Source organism: Frateuria sp. GZRR35 (genome assembly GCF_051900415.1).
In the GTDB taxonomy this organism is placed as follows: domain Bacteria; phylum Pseudomonadota; class Gammaproteobacteria; order Xanthomonadales; family Rhodanobacteraceae; genus Frateuria_A.
This window is the reverse complement of record NZ_JBHZGL010000007.1, coordinates 148,937-164,583: the sequence shown is the minus strand read 5'-3', so window position 1 is coordinate 164,583 and position 15,647 is coordinate 148,937. Positions and strand designations below refer to the sequence as shown.

The window sequence follows — 15,647 nt, the reverse complement described above, 5'->3', positions numbered from 1 at the left end:
CCCGACCCGTGCCCGGCCGGATGGCTGGGCGTGGCGTTCGGCGTCCTGTGGACCTTGCCCAACACGCTGCTCGGCCTGCTTGCCGGCGGCATCGGGCTGACGATGGGAGCCCGCGCACGGTGGCGCCCGCGCGAGCTCGCGCTGGTCTTCGCGCGCATGCCGTGGTTTTCGCCGGGTGCGTTGACACTGGGCAACGTCATCCTGCACACCGGCGACAGCCTGGACGTGACGTGCGCGACCTACGCACATCGCGCCGGGCACGCCATCGAGCCGCAGGTGTTGCTGACCGATCACGAGCGCGCGCACGTCTATCAGTACATGGTGCTGGGTCCGCTGTTCCTGCCGCTTTACCTGCTGTGCGGGGGCGTCAGCGTGCACAATCGGTTCGAACGCGCGGCCGACCGCTATGCGTGCCATGGCGCGGGCTGGTGGCCGTACAGCCGGGATGAAGCGATCGGAGGAGGCCGCCGATGACCGACAAGCTCGACCTGCAGGATCTGGCCCATCTCGCCCGCGTAGCCGAGGGCCAGGGGGCCATGGTGTCCGAGGAGGCGGTGGCGCGGCTGATGCTGGCCGGGCTGGTGCGCCGGCCGGAGCACGTTTGCGAGGGCGCTCCGGTACTGGAACTGACGCCGGCGGGACTGGCGCGGGTGCGTTCGAGCGACCAGTGACCGGCGTGCGCATCCGCGAGGCCCGTCCGGACGAGTTCGAGCCACTGGGGCGCCTGCTGGTCGACGTGTACGCGCGGCTGGAAGGTTTCCCCAGACCGGACGAACAGCCGCGCTATTACGCCCTGCTGGCGAACATCGGCCAGTTCACCCGCAAGCCGCAGGCGCAGTTGCTGGTGGCGCTGGACGATGAAGAGCGGCTGCTCGGTGGCGTGGTGTATTTCGGCGACATGGCGCAGTACGGCTCCGGCGGCATCGCCGGCACGCTCACGCACGCCTCGGGCATCCGCCTGCTCGGCGTGGCACCGACGGCACGCGGCCTGGGCGTGGGGCGGGCGCTGACCGGGGCCTGCATCCAGCGTGCCTGCGAGCACGGCCACGCGCGCGTGGTGCTGCACACTACCCGCGCCATGCAGGTGGCCTGGCGCATGTACGAGCGGCTGGGGTTCGAACGGGCGCCGGAACTGGATTTCATGCAGGGCGAGTTGCCGGTGTTCGGTTTCTGCCTCGATCTGCAGGGCGGCTTCCCTCTGTCCTGACGGCAAGGGCCTGGGTGCCTTCTGCCTGATGCAAAAAAAGCCTGGCGCGAGCCAGGCTTTTTCTGTCCGCGGACCCTGGGGGCCTAGCGATCGTTGCCGCTGCGGCCGCCCTCGGAATCCTTGCCTTCCTCGACCAGTTCGCGCACGCGCTGGCCGCCTTTCTGGCCGGCTTCGCGGACAGTCATGTCGCCGTTGTCGTCGCTGGCCGAACGGCCCGACTGCTGGTTGCTGCGCTCGTTGTCTCGCTGGTTTGCCATGGTGCCTCCGTGGGGTGTGGGAGTACGCGTGATACCCGACCGGATGGCCAGGCGCCTTGGGCGATGCAAGGGCGGCGCCAATGCCCGCAACCCGCGGACAGCCGAAGCACCGCCACCGGCGGCCTGAAAAAAAGCGTCCGCCGCTGGGAGATTTTTCAGGACGGATCGCCCGCCTGCGGCGCGCCACGTAGCATGTCGCGGATGCGCGAGGCCAGCGCATCCATCGCGAACGGCTTGGTCATCACCTGCATGCCCGGCTCGAGCGAACCGATGGCGGCGTTTTCCGCATAGCCGGTGATGAACAGCACGCGCAGGGCCGGCCGCGACATCCGCGCCGTGTCGGCCAGCTGCCGGCCGCCGATGCCGCCGGGCAGGCCGATGTCTGTCACCAGCAGGTCCACGCGTACCTGCGACTGCAGTACCCGCAAGGCGGAGGCGCCGTCGGCCGCTTCGATCGCGGTATAGCCGAGCTCGCGCAGCACCTCGCCCACCAGCATGCGCACGGTCGGCTCGTCGTCGACCACCAGCACCGCCTCATTGGCGCCAGCCTGGAACGCGTTCGCCAGCTCGGTGGCGGCGGCATCGGCCTCCGGCTCGCCCTTGTGGCGGGGCAGGTAGATCGTCACGGTGGTGCCCTGACCGGGCGTGGAGTCGATACGCACCTGGCCACCGCTCTGGCGCGCGAAGCCGTACACCATCGACAGCCCGAGCCCGGTGCCCTGGCCTTGCGGCTTGGTGGTGTAGAAAGGATCGAACGCGCGGGCGATCACCTCCGGCGGCATGCCGGTGCCGCTGTCGGACACGCGCAGCGCCACATACGCGCCCGGCACCATGTCCAGGCCCTTGGCGGCCGCCGCATCCAGCCGCGTGTTGGCGGTGCCGATGACCAGCCGCCCGCCGCCGTGCATGGCGTCGCGGGCATTGATGCACAGGTTGAGCAGCGCGTTTTCCAGCTGGTTGGAATCGCACAGCGTCGTCCACAGTCCGTCCGCCGGCTCGACCTCCAGCCGGATGTGCGGGCCGATGGTGCGCCGGAGCAACTCGACCATGCCTTGCACCAGCGCGTTGAGATCGGTCGGTCGCGGATCGAGTGTCTGCCGCCGGGAGAACGCGAGCAGGCGGTGGGTCAGCGCCGAGGCGCGATCCGCCGCACCGCGCGCGGCGGCGATATAGCGGTCCAGGTCGTTGTAGCGGCCCTGCGCCGTGCGCCGATGCAGCAGGTCCAGGCTGCCGACGATACCGGTCAGCAGGTTATTGAAGTCGTGCGCGAGGCCGCCGGTAAGCTGGCCGACCGCCTCCATCTTCTGCGCCTGGCGCAGCGCCTCTTCGACCTGCACGCGGTCGACCGCCTCGGCATGCAGCGCCTCCACCGCCTGGCGCAGCTCGGCGGTGCGCGCATCGACCTGCGCCTCGAGCGTCTCGTTGAGATGGCGCAGCGCCGTTTCGCTCTGGCGCAACTGCTCTTCGGCCATCCAGCGTTCGGTGATGTCCTGCCCGATCTTCATGTAGCCACGCAGCTCGCCGTCCGGCCCGCGCAGCGCCATCATGTGGCCCTCGATGAACACCCGCGAGCCATCGCGCCGCATGTGCCAGCGCACGTCCGGCGCCACGCCGTGCTCGCGGGCGAGGGCCATTTCCTTGACGGGGCGCCCCGACGCCTGGTCCTCCGGCGTGAAGATCATGGTCCCGGGTCGGCCGAGCACTTCCGCCTCGCTCCAGCCGAACACGGCAGTGGCACCGGGCAGCCAGCGCGTGATGCGGCCCTCGGGATTGGTGGCCATGATGGCGTAGTCGCGGGCGCTCTCGACGATGAGGCGCAGCTGTTCCTCGCTTTCGCGCAAGGCCTCCTCGGCCTGGCGTCGCGTGGTGACGTCCAGCACGACGCCGAGCGTGACGTCGCCCACCTTGCGGGCGGCGAATAGACCCCACCAGCGCGAGCCGTCCTTGCGCAGGTATTGCTTCTCGTAGGGCGTGCTTTCGCCCGTCGCCTGGATCTGCTCGATCGCGCGCAGCGTCACCGGATAGAACTCCTCGGGCGTCAGTTCGCGCCAGCTCAGGCCCTGCGCTTCTTCGCGGGTGTAACCGCTCATCGCCAGGAAGCCGTCGTTGACCTCGGCCATGGTCAGGTCCGGACCCCAGATCATCACGCCGAGGGTGTTCATCGCGAACAGACCGTGGAACCGCTCCTGGCTCTGGTTCAGGGCGGCCTCGCTGGCGGCGAGCGCCTCGTTGCTGCGGCGCAGGTCGGCGTTGAGCGCCTCGGCATCGGCCAGCCTTGCACGCCCCTGTTCCATCGCTTCGGCGTGGTCGTGGGCTGCAACGGCCGCCTCGTCGTGCGCCTGTCGGGTGGCCTGGCGGGCGACACCCGCCTCCTCCAACGCCTTGTCGACGTCCACGCCGGCCCGTTCGAGTGCCTTGCGCAGGCGCGCGTTCTCCCGCGCAAGCTCAGCTTCCCGCGGAGTGCGGCCGTGATCGTCTGCGGCATCGTGGGTGGACATGGCCCGGGCGACGGTCCCATGCGTGTCAGGCGGTCGCTCGCGCGGGACACGGGATATGCGCAAGCGGCCCCAGCGTCTGACGGCCGGGGGCAAAGGGATGTGTAAGTTGCGTAGGCGACGCCGCGGAGCGTCAGGACGATGCAGGCGGCGACGACCGATCGCGCGCGGCAGCTTCACCCGGGCGAACGTAGGCTGGCCATGCCAGGCGAGCTCTGGTGCATGCGCCGGTACGAAACGCCGGCAGGGAGCCGATCCGTTGGATGTCGATCACATCATCCAGGCCGACGCGAAAACCGAGCGGGTTCGCTATGACGGTTTCCGCGCCTTCCTGCTCGGTCGCGACCCGACCCGCCGGTTGGCCGACGCGTTCGCCCGGCAGATCGTGGCAAGGGGCGAGCATGCGCGTTACGGGTACGCGCCGGACGCGGGCGAGAAGGTGATCGCGCAGGATTTCTATTACTGGGTGTTGGGACCTTGAAACGGCCGCAGGGGCGTCCGGTTGCGCCGATCAGCGATGACCGCGGGCCAGCTCGGCGGCGCGGCGCTGCTCGGCGCGGCGGCGGTCCTGCGCCGCCAACAGCTGCTGGCGGCGGGTGGGCGGCACGATGGGTGCCTGCTCGGCGATCAGGCCCAGCTGGCGGCCCAGGCGCAGCGCCAGCTGGCGCCACCGGTTGGTGGGCCACAGGGAGTGGTGGGGGAGCTGTGCATGCGTGGTCATATGCGCGTTCCTGAACCGTCGAACCGGGCCGCGGCGGCGCGTGATCGCTGCCTCGGATGCTGAATGTGCACCGAACCTTGTTAGATACCTGTAATGCGCAGGCTATGACGGCGGCGATGAGCCCGCTGGCGCCCTTCGACGCTGCCCTGACGGCCATCGCGCGAGACTTTCCCGCACGCAAAGCCGAGGAAAAGACGCCATGGGCAACCAACACGACGAGCGCGACCGCGAGCCGATCGGAGGCCCGATGGCTTCCGATGCCGAGGGCAAGACCGCCGGTTCCAACACGCAGAGCCAGGGCGGGATCAGCCACAAGGTGGCGCAGGCCGCGCGCGAGGAGTTCGACACCGCCGCAGGCCTGCCCGGCGGACTGCCGCGCGTGGATCCGCCCGGCCTCTCGCTGGACGAAGGTGGCCCGGCGCGCAAGGGCAGCGCCGAGCAGGGTTTCAGTGGCGACGACGGCGGGCATGTCCCCAGCGATAGCACCGGCGTGCCGGCCTCGCGCAGCCCCGGCGCCGCGGCCGACCTCGGTGCGCAGCAGGATCAGCGCGTGCACGGCATGCCACGCGATCCGGCCGATCGCACCACCGGCGCGGATTCGCCCAACCGTGGGGGCACGGCCGGCTCGCCCGGTGGGTCGGCGCGCATGGCGCCGGCGCACATGCCCGGCCAGGAGCCTGACGAGGGCGTGATCCAGGGTGGCCAGAGCGGCAACGACGCGCAGCGTGACCAGCAGATCTGATGGCAGGCACGCCCTTGTTCCGCGGTTGGCACGAAGAGGCGGGCCCGCCGCCCGCCGCCTTAGCACAATCTCCACATTGCTAAACGCCTGGATATCCCTTCACGTGGTCTCGCGCACGTTTGTCCGTCCGAGTCAGGAAACGTCAAGGTAGCGGGCGACGGGGGGTGCTACGGTCCGACGCTCTGGGCCGACACGGTTGGTGGTTGTCCGAAGGGCAGGCACCCGCCAAGGGCTCGCTCATGAAGGAGAAGGCGCACATGGTCAACTCGACATTCCGGTGGGCCGCGGGATCGCTGGTCGTCACGGCGATCGCGCTTGGCGGTTGCACCAACTATGTGAAGAAAGCCGATTACGACGCCGCGATTGCCGAACTGCGCGCCAACGACCAGAAGCAGCAACAGCAGCTCGACTCGCTGACCCAGGAGATGCAGCAGCGCTTCGCCAAGTACGACGCGCAGATCTCGCAGATGGCCGGCCGCGTGCGGCTCGACACGGCAGCGCACTTCGCCTTCAACGATTCCACCTTGCGCGATGAAGACAAGCCGTTGCTGGACGACTTCGCCAAGGTCGTCGGACAGCACTATCCCGACGCCGTGATCACGGTGGAGGGCTTCGCCGACCCGGCCGGTTCGGCCAGCTACAACCGTCGCCTCGGCGAGCGTCGCGCCAAGGCCGTGCGCGACTACCTGGTGCAGAGCGGCCTGTCCGCCGACCACCTGCGCGCGGTCAGCTACGGCGAGGCGAGCGATCGCCAGGTCGAGCGCGGCCAGACGCGCGAGGCCGGCGCATCCAACCGGCGCGTGACGCTGGTGGTGGATTTCGCCGGGCAGTCGAGCGGCGATCAGTCGATGTCTTCCGGCACGACAGGCTGACAAGCCGGCCCGGTTCCTGACGGGAGCCGGATTAACGACGTTACGTGGGGCGGGCTTCGGTCCGCCCCACGCGTTTGTGCGATCGACCGAACCCGCACGCATTCTGCGTCGCTTGCAGCCGGACGCGTGTGGCTTCTGCGCTGTGGCTCCCGCTCGAGCCAGGCATCACGTGCCTGCGTGGCCGGCACCGTCCGACACGCCGACGTGCCTGACCGGGCATCGCCTGCTTTCCATGCACGCGACGCGATACCTCAAAAAGCGTCAGGCCGGGAATGTTCCTGCGTGCCGGCGAAGGGTATCGACCGCCAGTGGCGCCGGCACACCGCGCGATGGGTCGCCTGTGCGTTGACCACACAGGCAAGCTGGGTGAACGGAACGCTGTAGAGGAGCCCGTTGATCCACAGCTAAGGGCTTCTTTATGGCCCCCCCGCTAGGGTGGAAAGCGTTCGCCAGCTGGGCGGACTTTCCTTCCACAGACAGGAGAACGCCATGAGCAACGACAAGCGCGGTTTCGCATCGATGGACGAAGACAAGCAGCGCGCGATCGCCAGCAAGGGCGGCAAGGCCGGTGGCGGTGACCACGCCACGCACGAAGAGCATGTGCGCGCCGGCCAGCAGAGCAGTGGCGGCACGCACGAGCAGCACGTCAAGGCGGGCCAGCAGAGCCACAAGAACGACTGATTCCGCTTCGGTCCATTGCCACTGCGAAGGGCGGCCCTCGGGCCGCCCTTCGCTTGTCCGGCATGCGTCCGTCTATGATCGCCCGGCCGCGACGTGCGGCTTGGGGAGAAGCCTCGATGAGACGTTTCCAGATGGTTCTGCTGGGCGGCCTGCTGCTGGCCGGCTGCTCGTCGCATGACCAGGCCACCGATACGACGGCCAGCAGGTCGTCCGCACCTGCGATGGCCGACCAGCCGTTGGACCTGTGCCAGCTGATGCCGGTGGCCGACGTGGCCGCCATCCTGCAGGCCAACGGTGCCGACACCGTTACCGAGCAGAAGGCGGGCGCGGGTGGCATGTGTTCGTACCTGCACCAGCCGCAGCCGGGCGACTACCGTACCAAGCTGCTGATCGACTTCACCCGGATGGCCTCGCCCGAACAGGCCGGCCAGGCGCTGGCCGCGCACCGCGAGGATTTCACCGGCCGCGGCATCAGCGTCACGCCGGTGCCCGGGCTGGGCGACGAGGCCTTCCTCGCCGAAGCCGAAGGGGCGGCCGGTCTCAAGCTGCGCGTGGGCGCCTACCAGGGCCAGATCAACCTGCGCGTGGACGACCGCGACCCGGCCACGTTGCGCCCAGCCGTGCTGGCGCTGGGCAAGCAGGTGGTGGCACGCCTGCACTGAGGCTGCACGGCGTGGCGGGGCCGGCCATAATCGGCCGTCCCCAACTCGCCGGAAGCCGCCCATGAAGTTCCTGATGATGGTGTACGTCGACGACGCCCTGCTGCAGGCCCTGCCCGATGGCGAGTTCGACACGCTCATGCGCGGCTGCCTGGCGCACGCGGACGAATTGCGCGCACAGGGCTGCGTGCTCGACTCGCAACAGCTCGAGCCGCCCGCGACCGCCCGCTCGTTCCGCGTGCGCCAGCAGCGCACCACGGTGTTCGACGGACCGTTCGCGGAAACCAAGGAATACCTGGCCGGCTTCAACCTGATCGAGGCGGACGACCTCGATCACGCCATGCGCATCGCGCAAGACTTCCCGTGGGCACGCATCGGTGCGATCGAGCTGCGGCCGGTACGCGACATGGACGCGGTGCGCCAGCGCGTGGGCGCCTGAAACGCTGGCAAAAAAAGGCCGCGTCCTGCACTAAGGACGCGGCCATGAAAAACCGAGCCACTGCCAAGCAGATCGGATACCCGCGGCGGAGGACCGCGAGGCCCGGGAACGATAGTCGGCCGCTGTCTCAGGAATTCGGACGCCCGTCGGCGGCGGATCATTTGCCATTCGCGTCCGTTTCACTCTTCCGCAACCTTCGCCGCAAGGGGGTCGCCGGCTGTTCAGCGTCTGCACGTTTCCCGCTCCGCCGGCTCACACGCCCTGAACGGGTGTGGCGCGCACGATGCAAGCACCCTCAACGGCAAGGAGTCCTACATGCTGATTACCATCCTGGTCATCCTGGTGATCCTCGCGCTGCTCGGCCTGCCGACCTGGGGCTACTCGCGCTCGTGGGGCTACGGCCCCAGCGGAGGCCTGGGCCTGATCATCGTGATCGTGATCGTGCTTTGGTTGCTGGGCGTCTTCCACTGACGTCCTGAGGCCACGTGTGCGCCGTGCGTGGGAGAATGGGCAGCTCCCACCACGGCCCGCACCCATGCTCGAACTGATCGGATTCGACGGCGACGACACGCTCTGGCACAGCGAGGGCTACTACCAGGCCGCCGGCGCCGAATTCCAGACCCTCCTCGCCCGCTACATCGACGTCACCGACAGCCAGGTGCAGGCGAGCATGCTGGCGACCGAAAGGCGCAATCTCCAGCTGTTTGGCTATGGCGCCAAGGGCATGACGCTGTCGATGGTCGAAACGGCCATCGCCATGACCGACGCGCGCATCGAGGCGCGCGACATCCATCGCATCGTGCAATTGGGCAAGACGGTGCTCGAGCATCCGGTCGAGCTGCTGCCCGGCATCCGCGAGGCAGTCGAGGCGGTGGCCGCGCGGTATGCGATCGTGCTGATCACCAAGGGCGACCTGTTCCATCAGGAGAAAAAGGTCGCCGAGTCGGGCCTGTCCGACCTGTTCGGCCGCATCGAGATCGTGTCGGAAAAGAACGAGCGCACCTACCGCCGCGTGCTGGGCGAGTTCGAGCTTTCGCCGGCGCAGTTCGCGATGGTCGGCAATTCGCTGCGTTCGGACATCGAGCCGGTGCTGGGGCTCGGCGGCTGGGGCGTGCACATGCCCTACCACGTGACCTGGGCGCACGAGCTGGAGACGGGCCTGAGCGGCCAGGAGGAACGCCTGATCAGCGTGGACGGGCCGGCCGGTATTCCGGCTGCGGTGGCGCGTCTTGGCGAACGGGCGGCAGCATCGCTTGCTGCGCCCTGAGGTGACGGTCGTGCCGCCGCGCGTGGTGCTGGACACCAACGTCTGCCTGGACCTGTTCGTGTTCGATGACCCGCGCTGCGCGGGGCTAGCCGCCGCCCTCGCCAGTGGCGCCGTCGAGGCGGTGACCGCCGTGGACTGCCGCGCCGAATGGCTGGCCGTGCTGGGTTATCCGCAACTCGCACTGGACGGGGCCGGGCGCGAGCGCGCCGTGCTGGCGTTCGACCAAAGGGTGCGCGCGCTGCCCACCCTCCCGTGCGATGCCCCCCTGCCACGTTGCGCCGACCCCGACGACCAGAAATTCCTGACGCTCGCCGCCGCGGCTGGTGCACGTTGGTTGCTCAGCCGCGACAGCGCCTTGCTGAAGCTCGGGCGACGAACGCTGCGCGATGCCGGCTTTGCGATCCTCACGCCGGAACAATGGTCGCTGCAGCACGCTTCTCCGGCGCTCCGCGTGCGCATGTAGAAGCGCGGGCCCATCGGCTCTGGCGAGGTGACTCATGCTGACCCCCGCTGACGTGTCCTGCCCCTACTGCGGCGAGCGGATCGAGCTGCTGCTCGATGGCTCGGCCGGCGAACAGGCCTATATCGAGGACTGCCCGGTGTGCTGCCGTCCGATCGGCGTGCACGTCAGCGTGGACCGGGAGGGCGAGCCGCGGGCGACTGTGTCGGGCGAGAACGAGGCTTGAGGGACGGCAAGCGAAGCGCCGCGCGTGAACCTCTCCTCTCCGGGAGAGGGCAGGGTGAGGGATCGGGAGTCGCCCGACAAGTCGGCCGTGCGAAACATCCCGCCGCATTGTGAAAGCGGCGGTTTTCCCGCAAGCGCGCCCCCTCACCCCAACCCTCTCCCCGGAGGGGAGAGGGAGCCACGTGCGGCGCTCCTGCACCCAAACGCGCAAGCCCTCTTGCCTCAGCTCCCGAGCGCCCGCGGTAAAGCGGCGGCAGCTCCTCTAAGAGCAGGCGACCCACCACGCGAAGGCGGCGCTCCTGCGGGCATTCCCGCGAGCCCCGGCCCCTCACCCCAACCCTCTCCCCGGAGGGGAGAGGGAGCAAAGTGCGGCGCTCCCGCACCCAAACGCGCAAATCCTCTTGCCTCAGCTCCCGAGCGCCCGCGGTAAAGCGGCGGCAGCTCCTCTAAGAGCAAGCGACTGACCAAGCAAGGCGAGGCGGCACCTAGCTCTTATCCCTCACCGGGCTTAGCAGGCCATTTCTTTGGTTACTTTCTTTGGGCCAGCAAAGAAAGTGACCCGAGCGCCGGCAGGCGATCGGAAGCCCGCGGCAGGCGAGCCAAGTCGCGGTGAGGCCGCGCAAGAACGATAAGCAACACATCGCTCCTGCGGGCATTCCCGCGAGCACCGGCCCCTCACCCCAACCCTCTCCCCGGAGGGGAGAGGGAGCCACGTGCGGCGCTCCTGCACCCAAACGCGCAAGCCCTCTTGCCTCAGCTCCCGAGCGCCCGCGGCAAAGCGGCGGCAGCTCCTCTAAGAGCAGGCGACTGACCAAGCAAAGCGAGGCGGCACCTAGCCCTTATCCCTCACCGGGCTTAGCCGGCCATTTCTTTGGTTACTTTCTTCGGGCCAGCAAAGAAAGTAACCCGAGCGCCGACAGGCGATCGGAAGCCCGCGGCAGGCGAGCCCAGTCGCGGGGAGGCCGCGCAAGAACGACAGGCAAGACACCGCTCTCGCAGGCACCCCCGCGAGCCCCGGCCCCTCACCCCAACCCTCTCCTCGGAGGGGAGAGGGAGCCAAGCGTCGCGCGGGTGGCGTCATCGCTCGCGGGAGTCACCGGGCGCGTCAGCTCCCACAGCATGTGCGCGCGGAAGCCCAGCGCCTGCGCATCCTGCACCGTCCACAGCACGCATACGTCGCGCGCCAACCCGCACACGTGCACCTCGGCCACGCCGCGCTCGCGCAGCCAGCCGGCCAGGCCGGTCGGCGGACGCGTGCCGCCAGGGCCGTGGTTTTCGCGAAAGGCGCTGTAGGAGTCAACCGCCGGGTCGGTGCCCTTGCGCACGATCAGGTCCAGCGGTGTCCAATCGATCGCCGGGTGCAACGCCGCGCCCGGGGTGCCGGCGACGCAGTGCACCGGCCACAGGGTCTGCGGGTGGCCATGCAGGGCGATCTGCGCGAACGGCACCTGATCCGCATGGTTGGCGGCGAAGGAGACGTGCTCGCGCGGGTGCCAGTCCTGCGTGGCGACCACGTGGTGGTAGCGGCGCGCGCGCAGCAGGGCGTCGATGCCGGGCACGATGGCGTCGCCCTCGTGGCAGGCCAGCGGCCCGCCGGGCATGAAGTCCGGTTGCACGTCGACGAGGATCAACGCGGTATCGGACGGATGGGTCGGGTGGCTCATCGGGAAAGTGTAGTGGGTCGCCGGAAGCCTCCGCCGCCCGGACATGGGGGAAGGGGAATGCGTGGCCACGCGCAGCGGCAGTCGCGCACCCGGCATAATGCGTGTCCAACCATGGCGGACAGCAATGCATTACGACCAATCCTGGATGGGCTACGGCTGGATCGGCGGGCTGCAGGCGGGCCTCATCGCAGCGGTGGTCGGTGCGTTGCTCTTTCTGCTGTTCCGCTGGCGTACGCGCGAGGCCTGGAGCCATGGCGCGCAGATGGCCTGGGCCTACGTGCTGGGCGTCGCACTCGCCGGCAGTGGGGATCTGGCGGATCTCTTCTACTTTAATTACGCGCGCCTGCAATCGGTGCAGTTGCTGCGCGCGAAGCTGGCGGAGTTGCACGATCCGGATGGCCTGGGCACGCGCGTGCTGTGCGAGCTGGCCGGCGTGGCGGTCGGCATCGGGCTCGCCTGGATGGCCAGCGAGTGGGCCGCGCGACGCAAGTGACGTAGGACTTCAGCCCACTGCCTTTCGCGACGAGTCGCATGGTGGGCTCAAGCCCGCCTGGCGCCTTCAACCGGCCTGCGACGCGAGTCGCCGCCGTGCAGGCGCGGCGACCGGTTCGAGCATCTGCGACGCCAGCATGCGCGCCTGCAGCTGGATCTCGGGCATCGCGATCGATTCCCAGCGCGCGCCGCGCATGAGGCTGCCGATGCCGAACAGCCTTGGCCACGGCGTGCCGTCGCGGCACAGGTGACCATCCAGCGTCGCCTGGCAGCCCAGGCCCAGCGGATCGGGCGTGACGTGGCCGTTGGTGACCATCTGGCGCATCAGCGGGTGCAGCGTGTTGCGCACGTCGGTGTCCAGGCCGATGGTCTGGATTGCCAGGTCCGCGAGCAGCGTCGAGCTGGCCCCGGCGTGCCACGCCTCCAGTTCGACGCGCCCGTCCCTTGGCCGGGCGGCGGTGACGCGGCCGCTGACCCGTTTGAGCCGTCCTTCGCGTTCGAGCGCCAGCACCTGCCGCTCGACTTGTGGCGGCATGCGGTGGCGGGCGCGTTCCCACGCCCAGCGGGCGTGGCGCAGGAAGCGTGCGCGTTCGGCCAGCGGCAGCGCCTCCCACAGTTGATGGGTGGACGGGCGCAGGCTGTCGATCACCACGCGCCAGTCGTCGCCGGCGGCGATCGCCTCGCGCAACAGGTGCAGCCAGCGGCGGATTTCGGGCGCGTCGTGCATGGCATCGACCAGCGCGCCGCCGTCGTCGTCCGGCACGGCCGACACCGGCAGGTGAGCCGCCGGCAGGCGGCCGTGGCGCGAAACCGCAGTGAAGTGCGTGTCCGGCCAGCGATCGGCCAGTTCCAGCAAGACGTCGACCGCGCTCAGGCCCAGCCCGACCAGCGCGACTTCGCGCGGTGGCGCGTGCGCCTCGGCCGACGCCAAGAAGGCCCACGGGTCGATGATGTAGCGTTGTTCTGCCAGCAGCGAGGCCTCGACGCCGGCGAGTGGCCGCACCGGCAATGCGCCGACGGCCAGCACCGCGGCATCGACACGACTGGCGCGCTCGCCCTGGATCACCGTGACGCCGTCGATCTCGGGGACCAGCGCATCGGCCGCGAACGGCACCACGCGCACGTCCACGCCACGGCTGCGCGACCGCGCCAGGGCGTTTGCCGCTTCGTCTTCCAGGTAGTCGCCGTACAGCCGCCGCGGCAGGAAATCGGTGCCGGCGACCTGCGGGTCGACGCGCTGGGCGTAGTCCAGAAAGCCGCGCGGCCGGCGCGAGAACATGCCCATGGTGGCAGCGCGCACGTTGAGCAGGTGGTGCGGCGAGGTCGTCCCGTAGGCGATGCCCCGCCCGGGGTGCGCGGCGCCGCCGGTGTACCAGTCCAGGTGCAGCGGTGCACTGGCGCGATCGACCAGTTCGGTGAGGAGGGCGACGGCGGCGGCTCCGCCGCCAACGATGGCGACCCGTCGGAACATGGCGACTCTCCGGTGGTCGGCGCTCAGCCCGGCAGCGGTCCGGCGATGGCCGGTCGCGAGGGGGGCATCCGCTGCCGGGTGGAGGAGGGCGGGGCATAGGCCAGGCCTGCGCCCGGGGCGCCCCCGAAAAGGTGCAGGCTGAGCGCGACTTCGCGCCCGGAAAGATTGCGGCAGCGGTGCAGGCGCGACTGGTCGGCGTCGAACCACAACGCGTCGCCCGGGCCAAGCCAGTGGCGCCCGTGCGCCAGCGGTTCGCCGCCGTCGCTCTGGCGGCGCCAGGCCTCGATTTCCATCGCCCCGTGCAGCGGGATCTCCAGGCCCCAGCGCGCGCCGTGGTCGTGCAGCGCGGAGACGTGGTTGGCCGGCCAGGCGATCAGCAGCAACTGTAGTTGCGCGCTACCGGTCCGCAGCGGGCGGATGCGCGGGCCGCCGGCGGTGCGTACGCGCGTGGCCAATGCGGTGAAACCGTCCGTATGGAGGCGGACCACGCTGCCCAGTTCGCGGGCGAGGGCGGCCAGGTCGGGGTGCTCCCCTCGGCAGTGCGCCAGCGCGATACGGCGCAGCGCCTTCAAGCTTTGCCTGTGGTTTGCCATGGCAGGACCGTACGAAGAACGGCGCCCAGTGGAGCATGGGCGCCGTTAAGCAGTCGTAACCCTTCAGTGCGCGACGCTGGGCGGCTTTTTACAGCTTGCGCAGCTCGAAACTCACCGGCACGCGCGCCCACGCACGCACCGCGTGGCCATCCACGCTGGCCGGCTGAAAGCGCCAGCCCGCCAGCACCTGCGCGCGCGCACTGCGGTCGAGCAGCGCGTAGCCGCTGCTCCGCTCGACGATCACGTCCACCGGCTTGCCCGCTTCATCCACCAGCACGCGCAGCAGCACGGTGCCGTGCATGTGCTGGCGGATCGCCTGGGCAGGAAAGACCAGCGGCGCGCTGCGGTAGGCCAGGCTGGCTTCGATTGGCTCGCCCGGCACGGTGAATGGCGTCGATCCCACCGCCGGTGGCGCGATCGTGGGCACGTGGATCGTGGGCGCCGCGACGGTGCCTTCGTCGCTGATGTGCAGCGTGGTGGCGATGGGCGGCGCCACGCGCACGGGTGTGTGCCGCGTGATCGGCAGGATGGCCGGCAGCGGCGGTGTCTCGACGGGCTTGGGTTTGGGCGGGATGAAGCGTGCGCTCAGCGATGGCGCCTCCAGGCGCGGCAGGGCCGGTGGCGGCAACGGCCGGGTGGCGGCGATGAATACGGTGAGGTTGACGGCCATCGCCGCGCTCAGCGCGGTGATGCGGACCAGATCGGGCTGGGCGTGCGTGCGGGATGAAGCCAGGGCTGCGGACGACATGGGCGATCCTCCTGTGCTTGTGGCGCAGGCACGCTGCCCGGAGGCAGAGGGAATCGTGCCGACGCGATACCAGCCTAGGCCTGCTCTTCGCTCCTGCGCAAGCATTCCCGCTGCCGCGCGCTTTGCCGCACAATCGAGCGGCGCGGCCGCGGGGGCCGAAAGGGAGGCAATCATGACGATGTGGAAGCAACTGGGCGCGCTGGCGCTGCTGGTGGGTGGACTGGTGCTGATGCCGGGCCCGGCGCATGCGGGCGAGATCTCCTGCAAGATGACTTTCTCGCTGTCGGGCTGGTCGGTGTTCTACAAGACCGCCAAGGGCACCGGCATGGTCCGTTGCAGCAACGGCCAGACCATGCAGGTGAAGCTGCGCACCAAGGGCGGCGGGCTGACCTTCGGCAAGACGCATATCGAGGACGGCATCGGCAAGTTCACTGGCGTGTACGACATCCACGAGGTGCTCGGCCATTACGCCAACGCCGAAGCGCACGCCGGCGCCGGTGAATCGGCCGGTGCGCAGGCGCTGACCAAGGGCAACGTGGGCCTGGCGCTCAGCGGCAAGGGCGAGGGCTGGAACCTGGGCGTCTCCTTCGGCGCGTTCATCATCGAACAGTAAAGCCGGCTTGGACGTCCAGACGTCCGTCGCAAAACAGTACG

22 protein-coding genes are annotated in these 15,647 nt (G+C 69.5%); 15 read left to right on the top strand and 7 right to left on the bottom strand.

The window, feature by feature from the left end:
- Positions 1–30: 30 nt before the first annotated feature.
- Genes ACFWZ3_RS10580 through ACFWZ3_RS10570 form a run of 3 tightly spaced genes read left to right on the top strand, consistent with a single transcriptional unit; the run spans position 31 to position 1,207 of the window.
- Positions 31–474, top strand: coding sequence for a hypothetical protein (locus ACFWZ3_RS10580; RefSeq protein WP_439707697.1), 444 nt, complete (start codon positions 31–33; stop codon positions 472–474).
- Entirely contained in the window at positions 471–671 is a 201-nt protein-coding gene (locus ACFWZ3_RS10575) for a hypothetical protein (protein WP_439707696.1), read from the top strand. The genes ACFWZ3_RS10580 and ACFWZ3_RS10575 overlap by 4 nt, the downstream gene beginning before the upstream one ends.
- A complete protein-coding gene (locus tag ACFWZ3_RS10570) occupies positions 668–1,207 on the top strand; it encodes a GNAT family N-acetyltransferase (protein WP_439707695.1) in 540 nt (179 codons plus the stop codon). The genes ACFWZ3_RS10575 and ACFWZ3_RS10570 overlap by 4 nt, the downstream gene beginning before the upstream one ends.
- A gap of 83 nt (positions 1,208–1,290) precedes the next feature.
- Here the strand turns inward: ACFWZ3_RS10570 and ACFWZ3_RS10565 are convergent, their stop codons facing one another.
- Positions 1,291–1,464 carry a small, acid-soluble spore protein, alpha/beta type gene (locus ACFWZ3_RS10565; protein ID WP_209615595.1) on the bottom strand — a complete coding sequence of 58 codons (174 nt, stop codon included), beginning with the start codon at positions 1,462–1,464 and terminating at the stop codon, positions 1,291–1,293.
- Between the two features lie 155 nt (positions 1,465–1,619).
- Positions 1,620–3,962, bottom strand: coding sequence for a PAS domain S-box protein (locus ACFWZ3_RS10560; protein WP_439707694.1), 2,343 nt, complete (start codon positions 3,960–3,962; stop codon positions 1,620–1,622).
- A gap of 256 nt (positions 3,963–4,218) precedes the next feature.
- Here ACFWZ3_RS10560 and ACFWZ3_RS10555 point away from each other — a divergent pair, with 256 nt between their 5' ends.
- The gene (locus tag ACFWZ3_RS10555) at positions 4,219–4,440 is read left to right on the top strand and encodes a hypothetical protein (protein ID WP_439707693.1); all 222 of its coding nucleotides are present in this window, start codon (positions 4,219–4,221) and stop codon (positions 4,438–4,440) included.
- Between the two features lie 30 nt (positions 4,441–4,470).
- Here the strand turns inward: ACFWZ3_RS10555 and ACFWZ3_RS10550 are convergent, their stop codons facing one another.
- A complete protein-coding gene (locus ACFWZ3_RS10550; protein WP_439707692.1) occupies positions 4,471–4,680 on the bottom strand; it encodes a hypothetical protein in 210 nt (69 codons plus the stop codon).
- Positions 4,681–4,879: 199 nt separating this feature from the next.
- Between ACFWZ3_RS10550 and ACFWZ3_RS10545 the strand changes: the two genes are divergently transcribed.
- The 9 genes from ACFWZ3_RS10545 (at position 4,880) to ACFWZ3_RS10505 (ending at position 10,026) form a co-directional block, all read left to right on the top strand.
- Positions 4,880–5,422: a hypothetical protein gene (locus ACFWZ3_RS10545; protein ID WP_439707691.1), complete on the top strand. Its 543-nt coding sequence runs from the start codon at positions 4,880–4,882 to the stop codon at positions 5,420–5,422.
- A 257-nt stretch (positions 5,423–5,679) separates the two neighbouring features.
- A complete protein-coding gene (locus ACFWZ3_RS10540) occupies positions 5,680–6,294 on the top strand; it encodes an OmpA family protein (protein WP_439707690.1) in 615 nt (204 codons plus the stop codon).
- 489 nt (positions 6,295–6,783) lie between these two features.
- Positions 6,784–6,975 (top strand): KGG domain-containing protein, encoded by a 192-nt coding sequence (locus tag ACFWZ3_RS10535; protein ID WP_439707689.1) that lies wholly within the window; start codon positions 6,784–6,786, stop codon positions 6,973–6,975.
- Between the two features lie 116 nt (positions 6,976–7,091).
- Positions 7,092–7,637, top strand: a complete 546-nt coding sequence (locus ACFWZ3_RS10530; RefSeq protein WP_439707688.1) for a hypothetical protein — start codon at positions 7,092–7,094, stop codon at positions 7,635–7,637.
- A 61-nt stretch (positions 7,638–7,698) separates the two neighbouring features.
- Positions 7,699–8,073, top strand: coding sequence for a YciI family protein (locus ACFWZ3_RS10525; RefSeq protein WP_439707687.1), 375 nt, complete (start codon positions 7,699–7,701; stop codon positions 8,071–8,073).
- A 315-nt stretch (positions 8,074–8,388) separates the two neighbouring features.
- Positions 8,389–8,544: a DUF3309 family protein gene (locus tag ACFWZ3_RS10520; protein WP_209615534.1), complete on the top strand. Its 156-nt coding sequence runs from the start codon at positions 8,389–8,391 to the stop codon at positions 8,542–8,544.
- A gap of 64 nt (positions 8,545–8,608) precedes the next feature.
- Positions 8,609–9,340 carry an HAD family hydrolase gene (locus tag ACFWZ3_RS10515; protein ID WP_439707686.1) on the top strand — a complete coding sequence of 244 codons (732 nt, stop codon included), beginning with the start codon at positions 8,609–8,611 and terminating at the stop codon, positions 9,338–9,340.
- Positions 9,327–9,803, top strand: coding sequence for a PIN domain-containing protein (locus ACFWZ3_RS10510; RefSeq protein ID WP_439707685.1), 477 nt, complete (start codon positions 9,327–9,329; stop codon positions 9,801–9,803). Before ACFWZ3_RS10515 ends, ACFWZ3_RS10510 begins: the two co-directional genes overlap by 14 nt.
- Before the next feature lie 34 nt (positions 9,804–9,837).
- Positions 9,838–10,026, top strand: coding sequence for a CPXCG motif-containing cysteine-rich protein (locus tag ACFWZ3_RS10505; RefSeq protein ID WP_439707684.1), 189 nt, complete (start codon positions 9,838–9,840; stop codon positions 10,024–10,026).
- Positions 10,027–11,047: 1,021 nt separating this feature from the next.
- Here ACFWZ3_RS10505 and pncA read toward each other — a convergent pair.
- Positions 11,048–11,689, bottom strand: a complete 642-nt coding sequence (gene pncA / locus ACFWZ3_RS10500; RefSeq protein ID WP_439707683.1) for a bifunctional nicotinamidase/pyrazinamidase — start codon at positions 11,687–11,689, stop codon at positions 11,048–11,050.
- Between the two features lie 124 nt (positions 11,690–11,813).
- Between pncA and ACFWZ3_RS10495 the strand changes: the two genes are divergently transcribed.
- Positions 11,814–12,182 (top strand): hypothetical protein, encoded by a 369-nt coding sequence (locus ACFWZ3_RS10495; protein ID WP_439707682.1) that lies wholly within the window; start codon positions 11,814–11,816, stop codon positions 12,180–12,182.
- A 66-nt stretch (positions 12,183–12,248) separates the two neighbouring features.
- Here the strand turns inward: ACFWZ3_RS10495 and ACFWZ3_RS10490 are convergent, their stop codons facing one another.
- The 3 genes from ACFWZ3_RS10490 to ACFWZ3_RS10480 form a co-directional block, all read right to left on the bottom strand.
- On the bottom strand, positions 12,249–13,652 hold the full coding sequence (locus ACFWZ3_RS10490; RefSeq protein WP_439707681.1) for an FAD/NAD(P)-binding protein: 1,404 nt from the start codon (positions 13,650–13,652) through the stop codon (positions 12,249–12,251).
- Positions 13,653–13,675: 23 nt separating this feature from the next.
- Positions 13,676–14,245 carry a cysteine dioxygenase gene (locus ACFWZ3_RS10485; RefSeq protein ID WP_439707680.1) on the bottom strand — a complete coding sequence of 190 codons (570 nt, stop codon included), beginning with the start codon at positions 14,243–14,245 and terminating at the stop codon, positions 13,676–13,678.
- A gap of 88 nt (positions 14,246–14,333) precedes the next feature.
- Positions 14,334–14,993, bottom strand: a complete 660-nt coding sequence (locus tag ACFWZ3_RS10480) for an energy transducer TonB (protein ID WP_439707679.1) — start codon at positions 14,991–14,993, stop codon at positions 14,334–14,336.
- 178 nt (positions 14,994–15,171) lie between these two features.
- Here ACFWZ3_RS10480 and ACFWZ3_RS10475 point away from each other — a divergent pair, with 178 nt between their 5' ends.
- Positions 15,172–15,606 carry a hypothetical protein gene (locus ACFWZ3_RS10475; protein ID WP_439707733.1) on the top strand — a complete coding sequence of 145 codons (435 nt, stop codon included), beginning with the start codon at positions 15,172–15,174 and terminating at the stop codon, positions 15,604–15,606.
- Positions 15,607–15,647 lie beyond the last annotated feature (41 nt).